The following is a 25,449-nucleotide window of genomic DNA, read 5'->3' on the forward strand; positions in this document are numbered from 1 at the left end:
ACGGCGGTCCGTCGGATTTCCCTTAAAACGCTGCCGACCGTCGCTCGACCTGTGCAACCGCGATCGACACAATTCGGTCGCCAAGTCAATTATGAGCGATAAGGAAACTTCTGAGTACCTGCACGAGGCGATCATCATGACTTACAAGCAGTTGTTCCTGTTGATCCTGACGATCTGGTCTGCCGAACTGTGTACCCGACTGCTGTTCGACATGCTGCTGCCTCCACAGATGGAATACCGCACGGTTTACCTGGAAAAGGATCCAAAGAAGAACCTGTTCCTTGGCAGCAGTCTGGGAGATCTCGGCGACCGCGGCTGGAAAATTGTCAGCGTCAATCCGGATCCCGACAACTCTCAGCAGATGATTGTCTTCATGCAGCGGCAGACGATTCTGAAGCTGAGCGAATAACCGGAACGATTCCATGATCCGACCACATCACTGTCCCATCTGCGACAAGGCATTTCAGCAATCGGCCGGTTCCGACAATTCGTACTTTCCGTTCTGCAGTGATCGGTGCCGGAAGGTGGACCTGTTTCGCTGGTTCGACGGCAGGTACGCGGTTGTCGAAGATCTCGATCCGCAGGTCGCTGAATTCCTGCGACATGACCCTGACATCGAAGTGCAGGAATCAGGCGACGCGATGTGATTTTCGGCGTCGATACAATCCGGCGATACTCAGCGCCGCAAGTACCAGCAGTGATCGGGGCTCCGGCACGGCTACCAGTTCCGGATACAGGAACTGGCGCGTGCCGTAGTCGTCATTGGTTAATGGCACCAGATTCGAAAGCGGATTTGTCGGCCCGATTCCCAGACCGTTCGACTCCATCAGAATGTCCACGCCGCTGAGTGCAAACTGCGATCCGGGAACGCTGAACGTACTGAGACCGACTGAATTCGCCGGATCGAGCGGGTTGACCAGATCGGCCCACGAATTCGTTAACGTTCCCAGCGGATCCGATGCGCTGTAGTTGTCGTCAAGGAACGTGCCGCCCAAATCGACGTCACCCAGTCCCAGAGCGTGCCCAAGTTCGTGGGTCAGCAGGCGTCGAAAGGCATCCAGCGAATACACCGCCGCCGAATTATTGTTCAGGTGCAGGTCAACGCCCTGAATCGTGACTGACGAAGCGTATCCGGCGACGCCGGAGGTGAGCGTCACCGGAGTACCAAACGACGAAACGGCCGTCAGCCCTCCCAGTCCCGCGCCGCCCGCGTCGGAGGCGATCAGATCGATTTCGGCACCGTTGATGTTCAGAGTTCCGAAGCCTGATCCCGTCACAACCGGTGTTGAGAAGTCGGACACGAATTGAATGGAAGTGCCGAACCCGGAAACCGGATCAACCGACGTCCACGCGCCAAACGCCTGGTCGACCGCCTGCTGGAACGCGGTAACCGTGGGAACCGAGTTCCAGGAAAACTGGTCTCGAAACGCCTGATACGACCCGCCGCTGACGCTGTACCGCAACCCGCCCGCCAGCGAACGTTCATTGCCTCCCACGATCCGCGGCGCCGCATCCCAGCGAGCTCCGAAGGGCGAAATGACTCCCGCCCGGCACAGCGGCGAACTCATCAGCACCACCGCCGCAAGCAACCATCGCATCCACGCGTCCTCACAAAAAAAGCAGAGACCGACAACCGGCCTCTGCTTGATTCAGGAACGAATCGAACGTGATCGCGGTGTCCCGAGTCACGAGATTTCCGCGTATTTAACCGACGCCGGCTTTCGCCTTCGCGAGCGAACCACGAAAACCCCGGCCCCGATCAGTCCCAGCAACGCGAAGCTGGAAGGCTCCGGGACGGCGGTTACGGTGATCGCGGTGCCAAGAACTGCCAAACCATTGTCAGTTGTAATCGAAAAATCCAATAACCCATCGTTAAGGTCGGCAGAATTGAAGCCCGGGACGCTATTGAAGCTAAACGTCGTCGTCCCCACAACATCTGCGACGTAAGTAAAGGAAGCGAGTACGTCGCCGTCTGCCAAAATGGCTCCAGTCTTCGCGAAGGCCGTAAACGTCCGTCCTGCTGGGATGTCTGGCATCGTCTCTTGAGGCGCATCGAAGTCACGAACGATAGTCGGTGGCTCCAGGATCGCCGGAAGCGGGTCAAACTTGGGGCCCACCATTTGGATAGGCGCATCGTTGGCATCACCCGTATTCGCGACAATCTGAGCGCCAAATGCAAGCCAAGTCTGCCCAATCAAGTCGGGCGTCGGGTTGGTTGCGACTATCTGAATCGTGACCGACGTCCCCTGACTCACCGTCGTGGGGCCGACCGGTACCAGCGAAAACATGATGTCAGCATTTGCCGTGCCGGCGAGAACAACGCACGCCGAAAGCCAACTGATTGCTCGAATAACCATGGTCTGTTCCATTTGATGACTGCAGATGTTGAGAGGATCTTTCACATGCTGTGAAGCAACGCGGAGTTCACGCAAGAATTTTTGTCATTGAAATTGTCAAAACCACTGACCTTGTCTGTCTGAAACACGTTTGCAACTGCTGTCCTGCCGTGTAAGAGTGAGCCGGTAGTTCCCTGCAGCAGGCACCATTAACCCCGCAAGTACCACACTTGGCATTGGCACACCCTGTTATGAGTGTGTTTATCTTGATAGTGGGCAGGAAATTCGCCTCTACCGGGGAATGGGGGTGTTGCTGAAGGATCGGTCGATGAAGGTTTGCTGATGTCTAACCGGTGGCTGACGCCAAGAGCAGAGGTTGTGTCGGCCCGCCGGGCCTGAAGCGCCGTTCAATCAACACCCCCATTTTCCGGATGTGCAAAAATCGGGGGCAAGAGTCGACGGTCGCATGCCGTGCGTCGGTGTGGTGTTCAATTCACCGCCCATGGCTCCCGGTCATCACGAACGTCGTCGACAACGGCCTGTTGAAAGCCGCCGTGTGCCCGGGTTGATGAGTCTCGAAGAGATCAGCCGGCAACTGCATCAGGAATGTCATTGCGTCGGTCTGAAGGAAACGGACATCGTGGTGGCGCTCTGCCAACTGCGAGCTCTCTTCGAAAGCGAACCCAATCTCAGTGGAAAAACGACTGGGCCTTCCTCAAACCAGCCAGACCACGAGCTTATCTGGTGCAAACACTGGCCTGCCGAACGCGAGAAACAGCCGGCCGCGCCGCATCCGGCACCGACGTAGTGTCTTGCGATCATGTCGACGAGCGTTAGCAGGTCACGTCTTCAATTTGCGCAATCCGCGTTGTTCGCGCGACTGGTTGACCTGAAGAAGGGCGGCGGGAACTCGGCCGATGAATCGTGTCAGTTGTGAGCTGGAACAGCCCAGCGCTGCCGCAGCTGTACGTACGTCGAAGTCCTTTGCGTCAATCGCGTCGAGTGCCTCGGCCAGCATCGCCGGAAAATCCGTATGTTGTTCATTGCAGGCGATTCTGCCGCCGCGGCACCGCTGCCGCCACAGTTCGGAAGGTTCCACGACCGCGGATTTCACCGCACGGACTCGAACGGACAGCTCCATTCGCAGCCGGCGAATCGCCATCCGACGGTTTTGTTCCTGACTTCTGCGTTCGCCGGCGAATGCGCGGATGCCGGTCGGCTGATGAATGATCTCGATGGCGGTTTCGACCTTATTTCGATGCTGACCTCCGGGACCGCTGTCGCGGGTTCGCCGGATTTCGCAGTCGGAAAGCAGCTTGTCTTCAGAAAGCATGCAGGGATGCACCGACGGAACTGGCCGGTCCGGGGAGTTTGCCATCGAGCTTCTGACACCAATTCGGATGATGGAAATCGGCAGGCATCGTAGCGTTCCCCACCGCAGCGACGTACTCTGCGCCCCGTACCGCGCTGCATCGGCGCGATTCGGCGGCTTTCGGAAATCTCGACACGGCTCATTGTGATGAACTTCGGTCTCGACTGTCTGGCAACCTACCGCAACCACGGTGTGCAGTTCGACTACCCGGACGTCTGGACGCTCGACGAACAATGCGACGGTGACGTGATGATCACGGTTTCAACCGAAGGCACATGCTTCTGGGCGCTGAGAATCCTGCCGGCATGTCCGTCGCCGCCGGACGTTGTGAATTCGTGCGTGGAAGGGTTTCGGCAGGAATACGGCGACGTGGAAGTGACGGAATCCGACTGCCGACTGGCGGAAATGCCAGCGTTTTCTCGTGAACTGAGTTTTGAATGTCTGGAACTGCTGAACTCCGCGGGATTGCACAGTGTCCGGACGTCGGAATTCACTCTGCTGGTCTGGTGGCAGGGAACGGACCACGAACTGCAGCCGATTCGACGGGTGTTCGACGGGATGACTGCGTCCGTCAGAGCACTGGCCCTGCTGGACGAATAATCCGCCGCGAGTCGGCCGTTCACGCATCGCCATCGCCGTTCGCTGATGCTCGACCGTCGCGGCGGGAGTCGGCATAATCCCGCCACCGTTGCCGGCCGTCGCAGTCGGTTCGCCGTTTCTTCGTCACGTCGCAGCCGACTTTCCTGATCCTTACTTCCGCTACGCGCCATGCCTGTCACCAGCCATCCGACACCTGAAGTCTTCCGTGAACTCGCGGCGCAGGCCAGGTTCGTTCCGGTATTCCGGCAACTGACTTCCGACAGCCTGACGCCTGTGACGGCGTACCAGCGGCTATGCGAAGGTGACTGGTCATTCCTGTTTGAAAGCGTTGTGGGCGGCGAGCGGATCGGACGCTACAGCTTTATCGGCAGCCGGCCCTTCTTGTCGATCACCGCGTGGTCGAAACGCGTTCAGGTGCGCGACGCCGACGGAAGCGTGCGCGAATGGATCAGCGAAGATCCGCTGAAGGATCTCGATTCGCTGCTGGCAAAGTCCACGGGGGCGCACGTGCCCGGTCTTCCCCGATTCTGCGGCGGAGCCGTCGGCTATGCGGGCTACGACACGGTTCGCTACACGGAAAATCTGCCGAACGTTCCCGACGACGATCGAGGACTTCCCGACCTGTGCTTCGCTCTGTACGACGGCATGGTGGTATTTGACCACATCCGGAAAGTTGTGCTGGCCGTGGCTCTGGCTGACACGCAGGACAATGACATCGATGCCGCTCGCGCCGCGGCGGAACGGCGGCTGCAGGACATCTGTGATCGGCTGGCGCACGCGGGCGATGCCGTCGCGCTGACCGACATTGATCTGACGGTGGAGCCGGATCTGTCCGCGGAGTCCAACTTCAGTCGCCGTGACTTTGAAACGGCCGTTGACAGTTGCCGCGAATACATTCGGGCGGGCGACGTGTTTCAGGTCGTCATCGGACAGCGACTGCGGCACGCCAGCCGTGCGAAGCCGCTGGATGTTTACCGCGCACTGAGAATGGTCAATCCCAGCCCTTTCATGTTCCTGCTGAAGACGCCGGAAGTCCACCTGGTCGGTTCGTCGCCGGAAATCATGGTGCGCGTCGAAGACGGAGAGACCACGATTCGGCCGCTCGCCGGAACTCGCCCCCGCGGCCGGACGCCTCAGGAAGATCAGCGGCTGGCCGAAGAACTGCTGGCCGATCCCAAGGAACGCGCAGAACATGTGATGCTGATTGATCTCGCTCGCAACGACATCGGTCGCGTCGCTCAGTTCGGCTCAGTCACGCTGAATGACGTCATGGTTGTCGAACGTTACAGCCACGTCATGCACATTACGTCGAATGTCGTCGGCCAGCTTCAGCCGGGACTGACCGCCGTGGAAGCACTGCGTGCCGGATTGCCCGCCGGAACCGTGTCAGGTGCTCCGAAGGTTCGGGCCATGGAAATCATTGATGAAATCGAACCGCACAAACGCGGTCCGTACGGCGGGGCCGTCGGCTACATCGATTTCACCGGCAACATGGACACCTGCATTGCATTGCGAACACTGGTGATGACGGACGGAATCATCGACGTGCAGGCCGGAGCCGGCATTGTCGCGGACAGTGTGCCGTCGAACGAATACGAAGAGACACTGAACAAGGCCCGAGCGATGCTGAAGGCAATTTTCATTGCGGAAACTCAGCTTGCGCGGCCCGAGTGAAGCCGCACCGCGATGTTGCCCCGCCGTTTCGCGGCACCTGCGCTGAGACCGAAGCACGAGTCAAGCTGCCGGTTTCACAGTGTCCGAATGCGATGTCGGCAGCCGCCCAGACCGCAGTTCGTCACAGTTCGGCGGGACGTGGGAGCGCCGCTGACAATCGCCCCCAGTTGACAGTCCACCCGCGATCTCTCGGAGAATCACGGTCGTCAGCCGAGTAGCAAACTGTCACCAGCGAGGGTGATTTCGACAGTTCACTTGCGACGTTCGGCAGCGAATGGTGTAATTCGGCAGTCAGGCATGATTTTTCGTGCAACTGACGTTCGTGACTGCGATCGTCGGTAGGTGACAGTGGATTCGTACTCACCTTCAAAAGGAGAAACGCCATGATTCGAAATCTGGGGACGATCCTTGCGGCATGCGCTGCCGCATGCCTGTTGATCTCTGTTCAGGCCGCAGAGGAAAAGCCGGAAGCAAAGGACAAGTTCACCGCAAAGTGCCCGGTGTCCGGACAACCCGCCAAAGAAGCTCAGTTCACCGCCTACAAGGAAGCGAAGGCGTATTTCTGCTGCGAAAAGTGCAAGGCAGCTTTCGAAAAGGAACCTGCGAAGCATGCCGTGAAGGCGAACGCTCAGCTTGTGCAGACGAAGCAGTATGTTCAGGCGAAGTGCCCCCTGAGTGGCGGTAAGCTGGACAAGGAAACCGCAATCAAGGTCGGCGAACTGAAAGTCGCCTTCTGTTGCAGTAAGTGCAAGGGCAAAGCGGAAGGCACCGAAGGCGACGAACAGCTCGCCCTGGTCTTCAGCGACGAAGCATTCAAGAAGGGCTTCGAAAAAGCCAAGCCGAAAGAAGACAAATAGCGAACCGACCTGTGCCGGGTCCGGTTCAGAACCAAACCAGTCCGGCTTTCAGAACCACGCAAATGCGTTCGTCGGCGGAACCGACGAACGCATTTTTCTTGCGCGGGTTCAGGCGTCGATGAAGCCTTCCCGGATCGCCCAGCGGCAGAGTTCCACACGGTCCGTCGCGCCGATGGTTCGCATGATGCGGTACTTGTGGCTTTCGACCGCCTTTTCGGTAATGCTCAGGTCAGCGGCAACTTCCGAAACTCGCCGACCTTCCGCTATCCGCAGCAGGACATCCCACTGGCGGTCGGTGAGCTTCTGAAGCTGGCGGCTGGCAAGGCACTCGAATTCACCAGTCGCCGTCAGTCGAACGCGATCCGCCAGCAACGGCGAGACGACAGGAGTACCGGCGACGATGCGAACCAGTTGCTCGTTGATCGTACGCATCTCTTCCTGCCGCGACAGCAATCCCGTGATCCGATTGTGCGTGACCAGGTCCAACTGCCGATCGGTCAGTCGGTCGGCAAAAACGGCCAGTCGAGTCTCGCCCAGCCGGACCGCCAGCTCCGCAGCAATTTCGCGGAATCCCTGGACGACGATGTTCTCGCAGATCACGACCAGATCCGGCCGCTGTTCTCGAATTGCGGACGTCAACTGCGCTGTGGACGTCACCGACCTTGCGGCTCGAAACGTGCCGTACGCGCTCAGGCAGTACGAGACCGACTCGGCGTTCACGCGATTTGCGTCAGCGATGATGACGTCCGGATGCACCGTGGCGGAATGGTCAGTGGAACGAGCGGGCTGACTAGGTACGACTCCGTTCATGGGGGATAGACTCCGTGTTGCGTTCTCATGGTTGAAAGTAAAGTCTCTGAATCGCACGGACTCAACGCGATGGCTGGCGGTGCGTCTCAGACGCGGGGATTTTTACGCAACAACGCGGCAAACCTGCGATGGGAAATTCACCCTTGGGTGATACCCGCCTGTTCTAACTGCGACCGGGCAATCGAATGGTGACATCGGCGTCATTCGGTGAACATCTGCACCGATGGAAAAATGCGATTCGGCAGATTCCATCGTTCATCGATGTCAGCCGCGCGCGAATTGCCACACGCCTTTTCAAACGCGCGGTGGTGTGCGTCGAACGGCAGGGGTGTCAGCGCAGAAGCGGACGCAGCCGGACGGTAAGCGGCGCGGAGCATCTCGACGACATGCCTCCGGCGCACGACTTCTGGGACGTCATGCCCGCGGCGAATTGACCGCTGACGCAGGTCAGGCGGACGCGAGCTGCAGTGCGGGGATCAGACCGTCTCGCTCAGCGGCGCGAGCTTCTTCGCGGATTTCAACGAAACCATCGCGGACTGTCTCCAGCACTTTCGCAGCCGACGCCCAGGACTCAGCGGAATCGCTTCGCACCTGTTCCAGAGCGAACAGACAAAGCCGCAGAACCTGCATCGGCGTACCACCCTGGTCCAGAGCAAGACCATCGACGATCAACAGGATTTTTCGCTGAGCGTCGATTCGGGCGGCGAACAGGTCGCCGCCATTCTGCTCCAGAATCCGCTGTCCCGCGCGCAGGGAATTGATCGTCTGTTCGTAGATATGGATCAGCATGTCGATGCGAGTCCAGCCGTACGACGAAGCGATGCGATAGCGTTCGCGGGGGCTCATTCGGAATGATCCTTATGAAGCAATCAAAGTGAAAAGAAGAACGGGTTGTTACCCACCGGAAATCTGCGGCAGACTCGACAGTTGAGCGGTGACGAACTGACTGGTCGACTGCAACTGGCTGAGCGATGATTCCAGCGCCACGAACTGCGAAATCAGCGATTGCTGCTGCCGGTCAAAGATCGCCTGCTGTCGGTCCAGTGCGGTTTGCAGGCTGGCGAGTTGTTCGTCAAACGCATCGTCGATCGTCGCCAGACCACCATCGGTCGGATCGAGCAGATCGCCAAGGACTTCGTCCAGCGTCGCAGCCAGTCCCCGCGTCACCGTAACTTCACCTTCAACACCGGCGGTGATCTGAGAAGGCTGAAGCGTGACTCGCAGGCTCAAATCGGCCGTCGTTTCGTTTTCCGGGTCACCCGTCAGAAACTGTCCCGACCCTCGGGCCGCTTCGGTGACACCGTTGACGGTGAATGTTCCGGCAACGTCGCGCCCGACGTCAGCGGTGCCCGCTGTGATTCCCAGCGCCGTCAGCGCGGTACCTCCGGAGACCAGCAGGTCCGAGGTGCGGCCGTAGGTTTCAGAAGTGATTGTCAGGGCATCGGAATCCAGGCCGACGCGAACAGTTCGCCCCGGCAGATTCTTTGATCCGTTGATCAGCAGTTCCACATGGTCGGCAAGTTCCTGGCGAGTATAGGTTCCCTGATCCAGCGTGATCGTGGCGGTGGTCCCGTCGACTTTGATTTCCAGCGTCCTGTTCGTGTCATCAATCACAGTGGATTCGGCAAGGGCCGTACCGCCGGTGATGGTTGCGCGTTCCGCCGCCTGAGTGATATCGACCTGGATCGGATCGGTCGTCGCGCGTGTTCGCGAGCTGCCGGTCAGAAAGTCGATCCCGGAATTCGTGCTCGTGCCGTCCAGCGAAAACAGTCGTCGGATATCGTCGCTGGTGACACCTTCAGTCTTCCCGTTGATCGCATCTTCCAACTCGGCCCGATTCAGAACCAGACTGCCGTTGTCCGCTACGGATATTCCGATCGCTGAAAGGCGGTTCGCGGCGGAATTGACTCCGGGAACGACCGAGACCAGCGTCGATCGCAGTTTCTGCTGAATGCCGATGACTGAGCGATTCCCCAGCAGCGGGCCGCCTTCTCCGGAATCAGCGTTAAACTGCGACTGGTCGGCGATGAATTTCATCGTGGCGTTGAAACCATTGACGAAATCCTCGACGGCTGAAACCGCGGCTTCCGTGTCGCGAGCAACCGAGATTGTGATCTCCTGGCCGCCGCTGTCGTTCAGCAGGTCCAGCGTGACGCCGCTGATGAGATTGTCGACGCGGTTGTCGGCACTCTCCACGGTGATCGCACCCGCGCCACTGCCAAGTGTGACCTGAGCATTCGTCGCCGCCTGAACCGGATTGTCGAAGTCAAACACCGGCTGGACCGCGCCACCGCTGTCCGCTGCCAGATTGCTGCTGATGCTGATTTCGTTTTCGGTGCCGGTATCAGACGCCGTCAGCAGCAATCGAAACGGAGTCCCCGGCGTGGAAGCGTCTCGGATAACGGAAGCACTGACTCCGGAATCCGTCGCGTTGAAGGAGTCCGCAAGTCCCTGCAGCGTATTGTTGCTGCTGTCGACCGTAATCGTGTGCAGTTCACCGGAACCCACACGAAACTCAAGCGTCCCCTGAGTGATTTCGGAGTCCGTGTCGGCAAAGCCCTGACTGGCGATCTGATGGGCGCGGGCCACACTGTCCACTGTCAGCCGATAGGTTCCCGGAACGGACGATGATGAACCGGACGCGCTGATCACCGATTCGTCGCTGGTCGTGACGGTCCTTTTTGAAAACGGATTGCCCTGGACTCGAGCCAGCTTTGACACATCAGAGCGAAGGCTGATCAGACTGGCTTCCAGATTCTTGAAAACTGACTGCTTGCCGAGAATCTCCGAGCGGCGCAGCGTGAATCGATCCACCTGCTGTTGCTGAATTTCCAGCAGGCCATCGACAATCGTCTGCGTGTCGATGCCTGAGACAAGTCCGTCGATGGTGATCATGATGCAAGTCCCGCGACGTGGCGGTAAAACGTATTGTGCTGTCGGCTAAACCGAAATACAGAAACCGGCCCCTGAGTCCGACACCGCTGCCATCAGGGATTCCGAAGGTGAATTGAACCTGAACCGGAACAACCGAAAGGCCCGGACGAAAACTGGAGCTTCCAGTTCTCGCCGGACCTTTACGGTCGTTCGCATTTGTCTGACCGCGGACGGCCGCGTTCGGAAAAACGGGGCCTCATCCTGCGGGCCGAAAATCACCTCGGACCGGCGACGGTCTGAGGTGTCCCGGGAACTATTGCAACAGCGACAGAGCCAACTGAGGAATCTGGTTAGCGTTCCGCAGCACATTTGTGCCGGCCTGAACGAGTACCTGACCCTTGGTGAAGTTGGCGATTTCTTCCGCGAAGTCCGTGTCTCGAATCACAGATTCCGCGTTGACCGTGTTTTCCAGAGTTGCACGCAGGTTGTTGGCGGTCGATTCCAGAGTGTTCGCCTGGAACGCACCCAGCGCCCCTCGCAGGTTGGTGATGTCGTCGATGGCCGCGTCAATGACGCCCAGAGAATCCTGAGACTTAGCCGCCGACGTGACGTCAATTTCGTTCAGGTTGTTGAACTGATTGCCGGTCACACCGAAACCGAGAGCCACAGGATTGACCTTGTCGATGGCGATATTCGCCGTCTGATTCTGGTTCGGTCCGATCTGGAACTGCAGCGAGTTGTCCGTTACGGAAATCGTGGCGGTTGTTGCAGTACCCGTCGTTGTGGCGTCGGCGGAAGCGGCGATCTGAATCGAAAGCCCCTTCGCAACGCCCGAATCGGCCGTGATCACGTTACCGCTGCCGTTGAAGCTGGTTCCGCCGATCGTGCCGACAATATCAACACCGTTATCCGTCAGAAGCGTCGTGCCGAAGCCGCTGCTGGTGCTGGCGGCGGCGGCATTGGACACCACCGTAATGGTCGCGTCGGAACCGAAGTCCGTCGTATAAAGTCGGGTCGATGTGCCGTCGAGTTCCGCGGTCACGCCCGTCTGAGAAGTGAACTCATTGATCCGGTCGATCACCTGGTTCTGATTCAGTCCGGCACTCAGGGAGATGCTGACGTCGTTGATCGTCAGCACTTCGTCGGCTGCAAGGTTCTGCGTCTGATCGGTGCCGGCCGTTTCATTGGCTCGTTCACCGGCAGTCGTGATGGCAACCGCGTAGGACCCGGCAGTCGTATCGGCCGTTCCCTTTAGAAACGCGACGTTGCCGTTGCTGGAAACACCATTGATGCCGGCCGAACCGTCCAGCAGTTTCTTGGTACCGAACTGAGTGTTGTTTGCGATGCGGTTGATCGTATCCAGAGCGTTGTCGATTTCCGCCTGGTTTGCGGCCAGCGCGTCGGCGTCATTGACACCGGTGTTCGCGGAATCGATCGCCAGGCTGCGGACCTTGACCAGCAGGCTGTTGATTTCCGTCAAAGCGCCTTCCGCAGTCTGTACCAGCGAAACGGCTTTTTCAGAGTTGTCAATCGCTGCCCGAAGACCGGCAATCTGAGCCCTCTGCTTTTCGGAAATGACCAGAGCCGCGGGGCCGTCGGCACCACGGTTGACCTTCAGGCCGGACGACAGTCGTTCGACCGACTTGGCGACGCTGTTGGCAGCTCGGCCAAGGTTGTGCTGTGCCGTCAGCGACGACACATTGTTGGAAATTGTCAGTGTCATGGGAAAGTCCTCGTGAGGGAGAGTTCGCTGAGTCGCGTCCTCGTTGTCGACGAGAGGATTCAACTCATGAATGGAAGGTCAAAGTCGGCGATCCGACCGACAACTGTCTACGACAAGCAGGAGCGTCAGTCCTTGCGCCCAGCAAGTGCTCTCTGTTGCGAGTCTGGATTGCAGCCGCAACAGTGGGACTTTCGGAACACTTCCGCAGTGAGATTGACCCTTCATCCGGCCGTGTCCGGCGGGGTCGGGGAATTGCGAAGTCCGTTGATTCCGATTGGTGGGCTTCCACCATATGCCCGAGACAGCGATCGCCGGTCAGACGGCCCGACGACGTTTTCCCCGTCCCGTCTTCAGGCGACGAAGGCTGGCGAAGCTGTAGCGATTGTGCCGCCCGCGAAGTGGCTGGGGCTTTGTTCCGCCATCCTGCCGAATCTCCTGCCGGAGACGTCGGACACCGTCGACACGCCTGGCTCGCCAGGATGCGCTGGATTTCGAAAGCGAACGCGGCAGCCGGCAAACGGCTGCTTCGAACAAACGCCGGAAAGGCCCGGACGGAAACTGGGGTTTCCAGTTCTCGCCGGACCTTCACGGTCGTTCGCATTCGTCTGGCGGCGGAAGGCCGCGTTCGGGAAAACGCGGCCTTGTCCACTGTGCCGAAAGGCACCTCAGACCGCCGGTGGTCCGAGGCGTCCTGGAAGCTACTACAACAGTGCCAGAGCCAACTGAGGAATCTGGTTTGCGTTCCGCAGCACACTTGTGCCGGCCTGAACAAGGACCTGACCCTTCGTGAAGTTGGCGATTTCTTCTGCGAAGTCCGTGTCTCGAATCACAGATTCCGCGTTGACCGTGTTTTCCAGAGTCGCCCGCAGGTTGTTGGCGGTCGCTTCCAGAGTGTTCTGCTGGAATGCACCCAGTGCACCTCGCAGGTTGGTGACGTCGTCGATAGCCGCGTCGATGACGGCCAGAGCATCCTGAGACTTGGCGGCCGAGGTGACGTCAATTTCGTTCAGGTTGTTGAACTGATTGCCGGTCACACCGAAACCGAGAGCCACAGGACTGACCTTGTCGATGGCGATATTCGCCGTCTGATTCTGGTTCGGTCCGATCTGGAACTGTAGCGAGTTGTCCGTCACGGAAATCGTGGCAGTTGCCGCAGTACCCGTCGTCGTGGCATCGGCGGAAGCGGCCACCTGGATCGAAAGCCCCTTGGCGACACCCGAATCGGCCGTGATCACGTTACCGCTGCCGTTGAAGCTGGTTCCGCCGATCGTACCGACGATGTCGACGCCGGAGTCCGTTTGAAGCGTCGTGCCGAAGCCGCTGCTGGTGCTGGCGGCGGCGGCGTTGGACACCACCGTGATGGTCGCGTCGGAACCGAAGTCCTGCGTGTACAACCGCGTGGAAGTACCGTCGAGTTCCGCGGTCACACCCGTCTGAGAAGTGAACTCATTGATCCGGTCGATCACCTGGTTCTGATTCAGTCCGGCGCTCAGGGAGATGCTGACGTCGTTGATCGTCAGCACTTCGTCGGCTGCAAGGTTCTGCGTCTGATCGGTGCCGGCCGTTTCAGTGGCTCGTTCACCGGCAGTCGTGATGGCAACCGCATAAGACCCGGAAGTCGTATCGGCCGTTCCCTTCAGAAACGCGACGGCACCATTGCTGGAGACCCCATTGACGCCGGCCGAACCGTCCAGCAGTTTCTTGGTACCGAACTGAGTGTTGTTTGCGATGCGGTTGATCGTATCCAGAGCGTTGTCGATTTCCGCCTGGTTTGCGGCCAGCGCGTCGGCGTCATTGACACCGGTGTTCGCGGAATCGATCGCCAGGCTGCGGACCTTGACCAGCAGGCTGTTGATTTCCGTCAAGCGCCCTTCCGCAGTCTGTACCAGCGAAACGGCTTTTTCAGAGTTGTCAATCGCTGCCCGAAGACCGGCAATCTGAGCCCTCTGCTTTCGGAAATGACCAGAGCCGCGGGGCCGTCGGCACCACGGTTGACCTTCAGGCCGGACGACAGTCGTTCGACCGACTTGGCGACGCTGTTGGCAGCTCGGCCAAGGTTGTGCTGTGCCGTCAGCGACGACACATTGTTGGAAATTGTCAGTGTCATGGAAAGTCCTCGTGAGGGAGAGTTCGCTGAGTCGCGTCCTCGTTGTCGACGAGAGGATTCAACTCATGAATGGAAGGTCAAAGTCGGCGATCCGACCGACAACTGTCTACGACAAGCAGGAGCGTCAGTCCTTGCGCCAGCAAGTGCTCTCTGTTGCGAGTCTGGATTGCAGCCGCAACAGTGGGACTTTCGGAACACTTCCGCAGTGAGATTGACCCTTCATCCGGCCGTGTCCGGCGGGGTCGGGGAATTGCGAAGTCCGTTGATTCCGATTGGTGGGCTCCACCATATGCCCGAGACAGCGATCGCCGGTCAGACGGCCCGACGACGTTTTCCCCATCCCGTCGTCAGGCGACGAAGGCTGGCGAAGCTGTAGCGATTGTGCCGCCCGCGAAGTGGCTGGGGCTTTGTTCCGCCATCCTGCCGAATCTCCCGCCGGAGACGTTGGGCACCGTCAACACGCCGGCTCGCCAGGATGCGTGGATTTCGAAAGCGAACGCGGCAGCCGGCAAACGGCTGCTTTGAACAAACGCCGGAAAAGGCCCGGACGAAAACTGGAGCTTCCAGTTCTCGCCGGACCTTTACGGTCGTTCGCATTTGTCTGACCGCGGACGGCCGCGTTCGGAAAAACGGGGCCTCATCCTGCGGGCCGAAAATCACCTCGGACCGGCGACGGTCTGAGGTGTCCCGGGAACTATTGCAACAGCGACAGAGCCAACTGAGGAATCTGGTTAGCGTTCCGCAGCACATTTGTGCCGGCCTGAACGAGTACCTGACCCTTGGTGAAGTTGGCGATTTCTTCCGCGAAGTCCGTGTCTCGAATCACAGATTCCGCGTTGACCGTGTTTTCCAGAGTTGCACGCAGGTTGTTGGCGGTCGATTCCAGAGTGTTCGCCTGGAACGCACCCAGCGCCCCTCGCAGGTTGGTGATGTCGTCGATGGCCGCGTCAATGACGCCCAGAGAATCCTGAGACTTAGCCGCCGACGTGACGTCAATTTCGTTCAGGTTGTTGAACTGATTGCCGGTCACACCGAAACCGAGAGCCACAGGATTGACCTTGTCGATGGCGATATTCGCCGTCTGATTCTGGTTCGGTCCGATCTGGAACTGCAGCGAGTTGTCCGTTACGGAAATCGTGGCGGTTGTTGCAGTACCCGTCGTTGTGGCGTCGGCGGAAGCGGCGATCTGAATCGAAAGCCCCTTCGCAACGCCCGAATCGGCCGTGATCACGTTACCGCTGCCGTTGAAGCTGGTTCCGCCGATCGTGCCGACAATATCAACACCGTTATCCGTCAGAAGCGTCGTGCCGAAGCCGCTGCTGGTGCTGGCGGCGGCGGCATTGGACACCACCGTAATGGTCGCGTCGGAACCGAAGTCCGTCGTATAAAGTCGGGTCGATGTGCCGTCGAGTTCCGCGGTCACGCCCGTCTGAGAAGTGAACTCATTGATCCGGTCGATCACCTGGTTCTGATTCAGTCCGGCGCTCAGGGAGATGCTGACGTCGTTGATCGTCAGCACTTCGTCGGCTGCAAGGTTCTGCGTCTGATCGGTGCCGGCCGTTTCAGTGGCTCGTTCACCGGCAGTCGTGATGGCAACCGCGTAGGACCCGGCAGTCGTATCGGCCGTTCCCTTTAGAAACGCGACGGCACCATTGCTGGAGACCCCATTGACGCCGGCCGAACCGTCCAGCAGTTTCTTGGTGCCGAACTGAGTGTTGTTGGCAATGCGGGTGATCGTGTCCAGAGCGTTGTCGATTTCCGCCTGGTTTGCGGCCAGAGCGTCGGCGTCATTGACACCGGTGTTCGCGGAATCGATCGCCAGGCTGCGGACCTTGACCAGCAGGCTGTTGATTTCCGTCAAAGCGCCTTCCGCAGTCTGCACCAGCGAAACGGCCTTTTCAGAGTTGTCGATCGCGGAACGCAGACCGGCAATCTGAGCTCGCTGCTTTTCGGAAATGACCAGAGCCGCGGGGCCGTCGGCACCACGGTTGATCTTCAGGCCGGACGACAGTCGTTCGACCGACCTGGCGACACCGCTGGCGGCGCGACCAAGGTTGTGCTGTGCCGTCAGCGACGACACGTTGTTGGCAATTGTCAGTGACATGAAACAAACCTCTCTTGGAGAATTCGGTGGATCGCGTCCGCTCATCCTGAGGACCCGATTCACATCGAAGGGTAAAGGTGTGCATCCCTGCTGACGGTGGCTGAAGAACTCTGCTGTTTGCGGTCGTCCGTCGACGGTTCACACGAACCAATCGCGGGAAGTGCCGGGATTCGAACCAAGGGGAGGCTTCCCGTATGACACGGTTCTCAGTCGTATCGAATGCGGAGTCGGCAACTTGCCCAGGATTTTCCGTTCATGGCGGTCCGGAACTCTGTCGATGATTCTGTAGCAATTCTGTCGGTTGCGGGGACTTCCCATGCGCTGCAACAGGGACTGAAGGGGTTGGCTGAGAAACCGCCAAACACTGCGAATTCTCGATGGAAACGACCGCTGATGCTGGTTGTCGGGGGCATTGCGCTGTCCGGACTGGGAATTGCCACAGGCATGTGGCTGCACACGAAAAACACCCCCGAGAGTGAGGAAAATCCCGCAGTCGCGACGACTTCCACTGCGGCGGACCATGCCTGGTCCGATGAGTTGCCGGACAATCTGCCGCCCGACGAATCGCAGCTCCACGCCGGAACGAACGGTGCTCCACGCACCGAACCGCCGGACCCGTTTCAGGTCGCAGCGTCAGGCATTTCGGAAACGGATGCCGGGGAAGAATCCGCAGCCGAAGTCATCGCCAACTACATTTCGATTGCTGATGAGGAACTTCGCGTCGGCAACTATGCGAAGGCGATCGATCTCTACAACTTTTCACTAACGCAGGTATCCGGAGCATCAGAAGCGGCGGTGCGATTCCGCCTGGCTCTGGCCGCTGAGGCCGCCGGCAGTTTTCCGGAAGCCATCGGCAGATATCAAAGCGTCAGTCAGAAGTTCGCTCAGTCCGCCTGGGCGGACGTTGCTCAACTGGGAGAAGCCCGCTGCCTGGCATCGCTCGGCCAGACCGAAAAGCTGGAAGTTACACTTGTTCGCGAAGTGATTCTGAATGAGACCGCTTTTTCGCCGACCGTTCGCGGCGAACTGCTGCACATCTGCGGTCGAGCGTTCGCGAACGGACTGACGGCAAATCGAAATACGTCATTGCTGGACGATCAGTGCCTGATTCTTCCGACATGGCTGCCCGATCCGATTCAGGTTCTTGCCGAACTGCCGGCTATGCTGCAGGACACCGCTCCCAAACCCGGCAACCTGACATTTCAGATCCTGCAGAGTCGCGAAGATTCCCCGGACAGTGTCTACGTGCGAGTTCACAGCGCGAAGGCGTCGGTTCGCACATTGCTGAATGCCGCCCTGCAGAAAAGCGGCTACGAATGCCGGTTCAGCCAGGGCGCTTTGCTGGCGATCAATGGACGCAAGCAGACGCTGCACGCCGACGACATCGGTCTCAGCCTGTTGCTCGACGGGTTGTGTGTTCCGTTCGGACTGATCTGGTCGTACGACGGCAGCACAATTCAGATTCGTTCGCGGAGCGAAGCCGGTGCGGCGGAACTGGCGGACTATCGAGTCAACGCGGCGGAACGACTGCTGCGAACCGCGCTGTTCCAGGCGCCGGATTCCGCACAGATCGGGCACAGTCGAGTGGCGCTGGGAGTGCTGGTGTACCATCGCCAGCGGACAGCCGACGCGCTGCACCTGTTTCGCAGTCAACTGGAACTGCAGCCGCGATCGGCGGTCGACGTGGATGCGTCATTCAATCTGGCCAAGTGCTATCTGGCACTCGATCAGAACGCGGAGGCCCTGGAGACCTTTTTGTACGCGGTCGATTCGTCCGGCGGGCCGCCGCTGGCTCGCACGGCCGCCTATCTGTACGTGGGCCGGCTGCAGATCGCGGACGAACTGTACCAGCCGGCGGTTTCATCGCTGGTTCGGGCGCTTGCTCTTAGCCGCGGCACCGCGCTGGAATCGAATGCCGCGATGATGCTGTCCAGTGCCTACCTGCTGGCCGGCAATCCACAAGGCGCCAATGAAGTGCTGATGGCACACGGCCGGCGCGAAATGCTGACGGAGTCACCGGATCGCGATGCCGCCGCCTTTCTTTCCGCGTTCTGCCGGTTTCGAGCGGCTGTGCTGCAGGATCGGCGCGAACGTGAAGGAGCCACTCTGGTCACGGCACTGACGCACTTTGACCCGCAGGGACAGTTCGGAGTTCACTGGACGCTGCTGGCGGCACAGGCCAGCGAAGAACTGGGGCTCTATGAACAATCGACGCAGCACTACCTGGCAATCCTCGACAGCAAAACCGGTCCCGCAATGCGAGACCGGACGCTGATGAAGCTGTCCGAACGCTACCGCGCAGACGGACAGCTTGATGAGGCCGCGGAACTGCTGAAAGCCGTCACCGACAACCAATCAGGACAGGTCGCCCTGCAGGTTGCTCTGCAATCCGCCGTTGTGGCAAGTGAGAAGGGCGATCCTGACACAACGCTGCAGATGTGCCGGTTCGTCCTGGCCAACAGCGAAGACACCGCCGTGCGACGTGTCGCCCTGAAGTTGATGGGCAGGGCGTACGAAAGTCGGCGAGACTATGAAGCGGCGGTCTATTGTTTCGCGGGAATGGTGCCTGCCGATCATTCGGCCGCTGAATATCCTTCGCCGAGAAAATCGAACGAAGGGAGCCAGCCGTGACGATGGTCCTTCAACCGCTGGAAGCTTTCGTTCGCCCGTCGCGCGCGATTGCCGGACTCGCGGCGGCGGTCTGCCTGCTGGCGACGTCCTTCAGCGTCCATGCTGACGGCGCTCGGAATTCCGGATCCGAAACGCGGGGCACGACCCGCGACGGAGCTTCAATGCTGTTTCCAATTCCCGTACCGCCGGAATCGCCGACAACGGACCGAACGGCGTGGGCCAGATCTTCCTCGCGCCGAACAGCGGAAACGGATTCATCGTCGACCGGCGATCACAGGCTTGAACTTCCGCCGCCGCCTCACGAAATCGACGTGCCGCCCGCTTCCGATGAATTTCATACTGATGAGTCGCCGCTGGATGCCGAACGCAGGCGAATGGAAAAGGAACTCCGGTATCGCGAGCTGCAGGACCGCCTGCGCCGCATGATCTCGCTGTGGAGAGAACAGCAGCTCGCCGGATCCACAGCCTCCAACAGCCAGACCGACAACAGCCAGGCCGACGATGAAAACCAGCCCGACGCTGATACTCCGTCGGCGGACAATTCCCGGACGACAAACGATTCCTCAACGGATATCGCCGACGAACAACCGTCCGCTGAGGATCCCGAGTCTGCGACTGACTCCGCTGACGACGCTGAATCCGCTGACGGCGACGCAATGACGGAGTCCGCTGACGACGCACCGGACGTCGGTGCAAAGCACAAGATGTTGCAGAATCAGCTCGCAGGCAGCGCCGTGGTCGACGGTCCGGTGGACCGCATCGGACTGGCCGACAATCTGTACGGCATGGGTGAAATCGTCATCGCACTGCAGATGTACGAGGAAGTCGACACCAGCACGATCAGCGAATCTGAGAAGCTGTGGATCACCTTTCAGACGGCTTCCTGCCTGAGGCGGCTGAATCGAATTCCGGAGGCTCAGGAACGCTACCGCCGCCTGGCCGGCGAAAAGGAAGCGGGCTGGCTGGCCGCCAGAGCTCGCTGGTGGCTGGATCACATTGATGCACGCAGCGATCTGGAAAACCAGATTGCCCGGTACCAGAAAATCATCGACGCGCTGAAGGAGCCGAAGAATGGCAGCAACGGAAAATGATGCCCGCCGCGGGCTGATGGACTGCCTGCTGCAACAGGGCCGGGAGTATTCGCAGGTAATGGAAGTGCTGAACCAGTTGCCTGCGGACGCTTCGCTGACCGATCCGTCCAGCGAATCTGTCATTTCGAGGCTGCAGACGGCTCTTAGGAAAGCGTCTATCGCGGAAGCGAAACTCACGGCGGCTCGTGAAGTTTACGAACGGCTTGGCCGTCCGAGTTCCCCGGAACTGCGGCAATTACTGTCCGATCAGGAAGTACTGTTGAGCCGGTTCATCGAAGCGATCGACGAAGTTCAGACGCGGTTTTCCAACGCGCGCGACCGCCTGTTGCCACAGATGGACGGCACCGTTCGCCGACGCGCCATGCACAGTGCCTATCAGAAATCTCTGCGAACGGGATGATCGGAAAGACGACAACTGCCGTCGAAACGGCATGCCGCGGCAGCTACACGCCCACCATATCGCTGCCGACAGCGCAGCCGGAACAGTTGGGGATTGCGGCGGGTTCATTGGCGAGCGTCCCGCGAACAAGCGTGGAGTCCACGACGGCGCAGTTTCGTCCGCTGTGTTTTGCCTGATACAGAGCGGCGTCAGCCAGCGAAAAAAGCTGCTCCGCAAAACGGTCGTCCGCGGTCGGCGTGCCGCTGGCGATGCCGACGCTGATCGTGACCGGAATCTGCGTGCCTTCGAAGCACACGAACAGCTTTTCAACCGTCGATCGCATCCGTTCGGCGACGGTTTCCATGCCGGCCGGATTGGTGTTTTCGAGCAGCAGTGAGAACTCTTCGCCGCCGTACCGCGCGAGAATCTCGTTCGTTCGACTTGCCCCGCACAATGCCTGAGCAACCTGTTTCAGCACATAGTCGCCGGCGGCATGACCGTAGGTATCGTTGACGCGTTTGAAGTGATCGATGTCCATCACGGCGATTCCCAGGTCGTGCTTGCGCAGGCGGCTGACAGCCTGCAGCTCCTGGAGTTTGTCGAAAAACACCTTGCGGTTGTAAACGCGTGTCAGCGGATCGATGCAGGTTTCCTGAATCAGGTCCTCCACCCGCATCTTCAGCCGACCGTTCTCTTCCAGCAACTCGGCGGGGACACGTCGATCGGTACCGGCGTCGTGTGCCAGCGTGGCAAATTCAGAAAGCTGCTCCAGAGCCTCCTGCAGCAGGTCCGACGGATCCGGCAGTCGTGACGGGTCGACGTTGAACAGGTCGGCGGACGCGTCCAGTCGCTGGCGAACCTGAATCAGTAGGGAATCCTTGTCGATTCTTACGACATCGCTGACATCGCTGACACGCTCTTCCAGTGCGACAAAAGCCAGACCGCTGTCCGTGTCGCACAGGTAACGAGCGACCGCGTCGGCGCAGCGTGTCACCAGCATCAGCATCCTGTCCGCTTCGTCAGTTCCGCTGCGAACCGCCGACACGGGACTTGAAATGAACCGCACGGCGCTGATGCAGCGTTCAGGCATTCCGATGTTCTGCAGAATCTGCTCGCTGAGTTCACGGTGGGAGATACCGAAGACTTCACGTTCCAGTTCGGTCAGCGACAGCGATTCGGTTCGAAGACGGTTGCGGCATTCGATGTAACCTTCCGGCTCCGCTTTCAGCATTCCCAGCAGACCGATTCCGGCCAGCAGATTCGTCGTGAAGCACTCCGATGAAAATCGCGGCCCGCGTGATTCGCCAAGGATCTCCGCAGCTACTGCCTGAACATACGAACGCAGCCAGAACTGTTTGAAGTACTCAGCGTGCGCGGCGGACACCATGGACTCCGAACTCAGGGAAAAGCTCAGGACCAGCGGCGTCACGTTGTTCTTGCCCATCATCGTCACGGCGCGTCGCACGTCGGAAATCTCGCCGCGAGCACTGTACTTTGGGGAGTTGGCGGCCTTCAGAACCTTGCTGGCGATCGCCGGGTCGGCTTCGACAATTTCACTGATCCGCCGAGCGTCGGCGTTCGGGTCGTCAAAGATCTTCAGGATCTCAATTGCGACCGTGGGCAGTGACGGCAGCCGCATGGCGGAATTGATCTTCGATGTCATGGTGTTGTTTCTGGTCGCAGGAAGTCAGAAGCGAAACTTCGGTCAGCTCCGCGACACCGGCGCAACGCCGGCGCGAAGGAACCCTGACGCTTCATCGGGAGATCACCAGTCGCACTTGCCATACGAAGGCGACGGACGCGGATAAGAAGAGCTGACCTGGTCGGATTTCCCGGTTCGTGCGGCTGATTCGCGGTGAAACTCGCAGCCAGGGGAATCGTTGCGCCCGCCTGAACGAATGGTCTGCCTCGGTTTCGCGGGAGAGTGTTTTCCCTCATCGGCTGAATGGAATCTCCGCGGCGTTCTACGGGATTCCCCGACTGTGAAACTTTGACGGTTGCAACGATTGCAGTGCCGTGCGGGTAAAGACCGATGCTGATTGACATGGCATCGTTTAACGAACAAATCAACCTGTTGTCCCGCCTGATCTCCGCCGCGGAAATGCGGCAGCAGGTCATTGGCCACAACATTGCCAACGTCAACACACCGAATTTCCGCCGGCTGGACGTCAACTTCGAACAGGCGCTGGCCGCCGAAATGGCTCGGGGAGCCTCCGTCGGGGAACTCGCTTCGAAGGCAATGCCGACCGTTTCACGGACACCGGGTCTGATAACTCGCGCGGACGGCAACAACGTCGACATCGATCAGGAAATCGGACAGATGAACAAGAACGCGCTGCTGCAGCAGGTGTATCTGCAGATGGTCGGGGCAGAAATGGGAATGATGCGGCGGGCCATCGACGGCCGTTGACGCATTCCGCGACGGTAACGACACAAACGTCACGTCGCGCGGAGAGGGGCAGTCTGAGAAAGGGGACAACGATGAGTCTGGACAACATTCTTGCCGGTTCATCCATCAGTGCGTCGGGGCTGGCAGGCGAACGGATGCGGATGGAAGTCGCCGCCAACAATATCGCCAACGCGCGGTCGACGCGTTCCGTGAACGGTGGCCCGTATCGGCGCCAGCAGGTTGTCTTCGCCGCGCAGATGGATCGGTTTCTGCTGCCCGGAAATGCCGGACAGCCGAATCTCGGCGGAGTCCGCGTGGTGGGAACGCAGGCAGACAATTCACCGCTGCCGCAGATCTACGACCCAGGTCACCCGGACGCCAACGCGGATGGCTACGTGCTGATGCCCAATGTCAACCTGCCGCATGAAATGGTCGATCTGGTCACCGCCAGCCGCGCTTACGAGGCCAACCTGAAATCACTTGAGTCGTTCCGGCAACTGGCCGAACAGGCTCTGTCGTTGTTGCGAGGCATTAGTTGATGACGGTTCCGATTTCACCATCGGTCGGCAACTCCGTACTTCCGCCTTCGTCGCAGGTGACAGCATCACCCGCAACGAAGGCGGATGTGCCGTTTGCTGAACTGGTGAAAGATCTGCTGAATGACACAAGTCGTCAGCAGGACGCGATGCAGAACAGTGTGAAGCAACTGGTTTCGGGCGAAACGGACAGTATTCACGACGTGGTGCTGACGGCGTCGCGAGCCGACCTGGCGTTTCGGCTGGTCATGGAAATTCGCAACCGGCTGATCTCGTCATACGAAGAAATCATGAGAATGCAGGTGTGACATGGAGTTTTTCAGAACTCTGACCGAACAGCTACGTGCTCTCTGGTCCGGCTGGAGCAACTCGCAGCGCGCCGGCATCAGTGCAGCGGCGATCGGGTGCCTCGCGGCCGTCGCCGGAACGCTGTACTGGGCAACGCGGCCGGAATATGTCGTGCTCGCCAGTTCCCTGACGCCGCAGCAGGCCGCGGAAATGGTGGGTGTTCTGGAGACAGAGCAGATCGAAACAAAGCTGAACTTCTCGGGTTCGTCAGTTTCCGTTCCGCGAAGCGACGTCAGCCGCGCGCGCCTGGCCCTGAAGGATGTGCTGGAACCGAATCTCGCCGATGACAACGATTCGTTTGCTTCAGGCTTCCCCGGTTCGCCGGCTGAAGAAGAGGACCGACGGCGGCGAACACAGGAAACCCGCATCGCAAAGTCCATTGAGCAGATTCGCGGGATCCGGTCCGCCATTGTTCACATCAGTCGGCCGGTCCCGTCGCCGTTTGCCGTTGAGAAGACGCCGTCAACGGCCAGCATCATCATCGACCCATCGTCGGTGACCGCGGTGACACCGTCCGTGGCCGAAAGCATCGTCTCGATGGTGTCGCGCGCCGTCGAAGGACTGAGCCCCGAAAACGTCACGCTGATGGATACCTCAGGCCGGCAGTATTCCATGAACGACGGAATCGCGTCCGCGATGAGCGGCCAGTTTGAATATCAGCAGCGACTGGAACTCCGGCTGGCGGGCAAGGCCGAATCCATGCTGGCACGCATGCTGGGTGAAGGCAAAGCCGTCGTGCGTGTCACCGCCGACATCGACTTTCGCGAAACCACCCGGATCGAACAGACATTTGACCCGGACGGAAAGGTCAAGACCGATGAAACGATCGAAACCGTTTCGCAAACCGGCGCGGTCTCGCTGGCCGCCGGTGCCGTCGGAGCGTCCGCCAACGCCAGTCTGCCGGCCGATCTGGAAGACCCGTCCGCCACTTTCAAAAGCGAACGGAACACAACCAGCTACGACAATGCGTCGATTAACGAAACCGTTCGCGACATTCCCGGCAGGATCAACCGCCTGACGGTTGCCGCGATTGTGGATCTGACGGTTCCGGAACCGGTCGAAGGTCAACCCGCACCGCCCGCCATCGATCCGACTCAGATTGAAAACATCATCAAGCAGGCCGTCGGATTCGATACGGCTCGCGGCGACGAAGTCCAGGTTGTAAATGCTCCCCTGGAATCTCCGGTGCTGATCGACGAAGTGCCTCCTCTGGTCACAACCTGGCAGCAGTATCAGCCGCTGGTGCAGTCACTGCTTGTCGGAATGGCGGCCTTTGCGGCATTCATCATGGGCCTGCTGCTGCTGCGAAAAGTCAAACCAGTCGTTGTGGCCTCGGAGGGCGAAGCAGCGATGTCGCTTCAGGAAATGCAGCGCCTGTCCGCACTTTCGCAGCAGGCGAAGAACAATCCGGAAGTCGCCGCTCAGATCCTGCGAGCCTGGCTGGGCGACAGCGAAGAAGAGGAATCGGCCGCCCGGCCACCCGAAAAAACAGCTCCGACACGTCGAGCGGCCTAGACATTAACCATGCAACATTTTTGGAGTGCGGCGACCGGTCGCCGCTTTTCCTGTCCGCGTAGTCGGCGTCATCTGGTCATTTGAACGACAGAACGAGGTTCGA

General features: G+C 59.5%; 22 protein-coding genes and 1 pseudogene. 12 read left to right on the forward strand and 11 right to left on the reverse strand.

What is annotated here, in order from left to right:
- The first annotated feature begins 91 nt into the window (after window positions 1-91).
- On the forward strand, window positions 92-409 hold the full coding sequence (locus tag R3C19_20675; protein ID MEZ6062766.1) for a hypothetical protein: 318 nt from the start codon (window positions 92-94) through the stop codon (window positions 407-409).
- A 13-nt stretch (window positions 410-422) separates the two neighbouring features.
- Window positions 423-647 (forward strand): DNA gyrase inhibitor YacG, encoded by a 225-nt coding sequence (gene yacG / locus R3C19_20680; protein ID MEZ6062767.1) that lies wholly within the window; start codon window positions 423-425, stop codon window positions 645-647.
- Here yacG and R3C19_20685 read toward each other — a convergent pair.
- The 3 genes from R3C19_20685 to R3C19_20695 form a co-directional block, all read right to left on the reverse strand.
- A complete protein-coding gene (locus tag R3C19_20685) occupies window positions 630-1,598 on the reverse strand; it encodes a hypothetical protein (protein MEZ6062768.1) in 969 nt (322 codons plus the stop codon). The two genes, yacG and R3C19_20685, sit on opposite strands and share 18 nt — an antisense overlap.
- 87 nt (window positions 1,599-1,685) lie before the next feature.
- Window positions 1,686-2,369: a PEP-CTERM sorting domain-containing protein gene (locus R3C19_20690; GenBank protein ID MEZ6062769.1), complete on the reverse strand. Its 684-nt coding sequence runs from the start codon at window positions 2,367-2,369 to the stop codon at window positions 1,686-1,688.
- Window positions 2,370-3,177: 808 nt separating this feature from the next.
- On the reverse strand, window positions 3,178-3,669 hold the full coding sequence (locus R3C19_20695) for a peptide chain release factor-like protein (protein MEZ6062770.1): 492 nt from the start codon (window positions 3,667-3,669) through the stop codon (window positions 3,178-3,180).
- Between the two features lie 186 nt (window positions 3,670-3,855).
- On the opposite strand from R3C19_20695, the gene R3C19_20700 reads away from it, so the two are divergent.
- The 3 genes from R3C19_20700 to R3C19_20710 all read left to right on the forward strand — a co-directional run bounded on the left by R3C19_20700 (window position 3,856) and on the right by R3C19_20710 (window position 6,839).
- A complete protein-coding gene (locus R3C19_20700; GenBank protein MEZ6062771.1) occupies window positions 3,856-4,308 on the forward strand; it encodes a hypothetical protein in 453 nt (150 codons plus the stop codon).
- 168 nt (window positions 4,309-4,476) lie between these two features.
- On the forward strand, window positions 4,477-5,982 hold the full coding sequence (gene trpE / locus R3C19_20705; protein MEZ6062772.1) for an anthranilate synthase component I: 1,506 nt from the start codon (window positions 4,477-4,479) through the stop codon (window positions 5,980-5,982).
- A 383-nt stretch (window positions 5,983-6,365) separates the two neighbouring features.
- The gene (locus R3C19_20710) at window positions 6,366-6,839 is read left to right on the forward strand and encodes a hypothetical protein (protein MEZ6062773.1); all 474 of its coding nucleotides are present in this window, start codon (window positions 6,366-6,368) and stop codon (window positions 6,837-6,839) included.
- A 108-nt stretch (window positions 6,840-6,947) separates the two neighbouring features.
- Here R3C19_20710 and R3C19_20715 read toward each other — a convergent pair whose 3' ends face one another.
- From R3C19_20715 to R3C19_20745, 7 genes and pseudogenes are all read right to left on the reverse strand, one after another.
- A complete protein-coding gene (locus R3C19_20715; protein ID MEZ6062774.1) occupies window positions 6,948-7,649 on the reverse strand; it encodes a response regulator transcription factor in 702 nt (233 codons plus the stop codon).
- A 447-nt stretch (window positions 7,650-8,096) separates the two neighbouring features.
- A complete protein-coding gene (locus R3C19_20720) occupies window positions 8,097-8,495 on the reverse strand; it encodes a hypothetical protein (GenBank protein MEZ6062775.1) in 399 nt (132 codons plus the stop codon).
- A gap of 48 nt (window positions 8,496-8,543) precedes the next feature.
- Window positions 8,544-10,544 (reverse strand): flagellar filament capping protein FliD, encoded by a 2,001-nt coding sequence (gene fliD, locus R3C19_20725; protein MEZ6062776.1) that lies wholly within the window; start codon window positions 10,542-10,544, stop codon window positions 8,544-8,546.
- A gap of 292 nt (window positions 10,545-10,836) precedes the next feature.
- Window positions 10,837-12,246 (reverse strand): flagellin, encoded by a 1,410-nt coding sequence (locus R3C19_20730; GenBank protein MEZ6062777.1) that lies wholly within the window; start codon window positions 12,244-12,246, stop codon window positions 10,837-10,839.
- Window positions 12,247-12,947: 701 nt separating this feature from the next.
- Window positions 12,948-13,769 (reverse strand): flagellin, encoded by an 822-nt coding sequence (locus tag R3C19_20735; protein ID MEZ6062778.1) that lies wholly within the window; start codon window positions 13,767-13,769, stop codon window positions 12,948-12,950.
- 219 nt (window positions 13,770-13,988) lie between these two features.
- A pseudogene (locus tag R3C19_20740) lies at window positions 13,989-14,353 on the reverse strand (flagellin).
- Window positions 14,354-15,047: 694 nt separating this feature from the next.
- On the reverse strand, window positions 15,048-16,457 hold the full coding sequence (locus R3C19_20745) for a flagellin (protein MEZ6062779.1): 1,410 nt from the start codon (window positions 16,455-16,457) through the stop codon (window positions 15,048-15,050).
- Window positions 16,458-16,850: 393 nt separating this feature from the next.
- On the opposite strand from R3C19_20745, the gene R3C19_20750 reads away from it, so the two are divergent.
- Genes R3C19_20750 through R3C19_20760 form a run of 3 tightly spaced genes read left to right on the forward strand, consistent with a single transcriptional unit; the run spans window position 16,851 to window position 20,579 of the window.
- A complete protein-coding gene (locus R3C19_20750; GenBank protein ID MEZ6062780.1) occupies window positions 16,851-19,088 on the forward strand; it encodes a tetratricopeptide repeat protein in 2,238 nt (745 codons plus the stop codon).
- A complete protein-coding gene (locus tag R3C19_20755) occupies window positions 19,085-20,179 on the forward strand; it encodes a hypothetical protein (protein MEZ6062781.1) in 1,095 nt (364 codons plus the stop codon). The genes R3C19_20750 and R3C19_20755 overlap by 4 nt, the downstream gene beginning before the upstream one ends.
- Window positions 20,160-20,579 carry a hypothetical protein gene (locus R3C19_20760; protein ID MEZ6062782.1) on the forward strand — a complete coding sequence of 140 codons (420 nt, stop codon included), beginning with the start codon at window positions 20,160-20,162 and terminating at the stop codon, window positions 20,577-20,579. Before R3C19_20755 ends, R3C19_20760 begins: the two co-directional genes overlap by 20 nt.
- A 43-nt stretch (window positions 20,580-20,622) precedes the next feature.
- On the opposite strand, the gene R3C19_20765 is transcribed toward R3C19_20760, so the two are convergent.
- Window positions 20,623-22,221, reverse strand: a complete 1,599-nt coding sequence (locus R3C19_20765) for a diguanylate cyclase (GenBank protein MEZ6062783.1) — start codon at window positions 22,219-22,221, stop codon at window positions 20,623-20,625.
- A 369-nt stretch (window positions 22,222-22,590) separates the two neighbouring features.
- Between R3C19_20765 and flgB the strand changes: the two genes are divergently transcribed.
- The 4 genes from flgB to fliF all read left to right on the forward strand — a co-directional run bounded on the left by flgB (window position 22,591) and on the right by fliF (window position 25,346).
- Window positions 22,591-22,968, forward strand: a complete 378-nt coding sequence (gene flgB / locus R3C19_20770; protein ID MEZ6062784.1) for a flagellar basal body rod protein FlgB — start codon at window positions 22,591-22,593, stop codon at window positions 22,966-22,968.
- 71 nt (window positions 22,969-23,039) lie between these two features.
- Window positions 23,040-23,486, forward strand: a complete 447-nt coding sequence (gene flgC / locus R3C19_20775) for a flagellar basal body rod protein FlgC (protein ID MEZ6062785.1) — start codon at window positions 23,040-23,042, stop codon at window positions 23,484-23,486.
- Complete coding sequence (gene fliE, locus R3C19_20780; GenBank protein MEZ6062786.1) at window positions 23,486-23,791, forward strand: flagellar hook-basal body complex protein FliE; 306 nt, start codon at window positions 23,486-23,488, stop codon at window positions 23,789-23,791. The genes flgC and fliE overlap by 1 nt, the downstream gene beginning before the upstream one ends.
- A 1-nt stretch (window position 23,792) precedes the next feature.
- Window positions 23,793-25,346, forward strand: coding sequence for a flagellar basal-body MS-ring/collar protein FliF (gene fliF, locus R3C19_20785; protein MEZ6062787.1), 1,554 nt, complete (start codon window positions 23,793-23,795; stop codon window positions 25,344-25,346).
- Window positions 25,347-25,449 lie beyond the last annotated feature (103 nt).

The sequence above is a fragment of the Planctomycetaceae bacterium genome (assembly GCA_041398785.1).
Taxonomy (GTDB): domain Bacteria; phylum Planctomycetota; class Planctomycetia; order Planctomycetales; family Planctomycetaceae; genus JAWKUA01.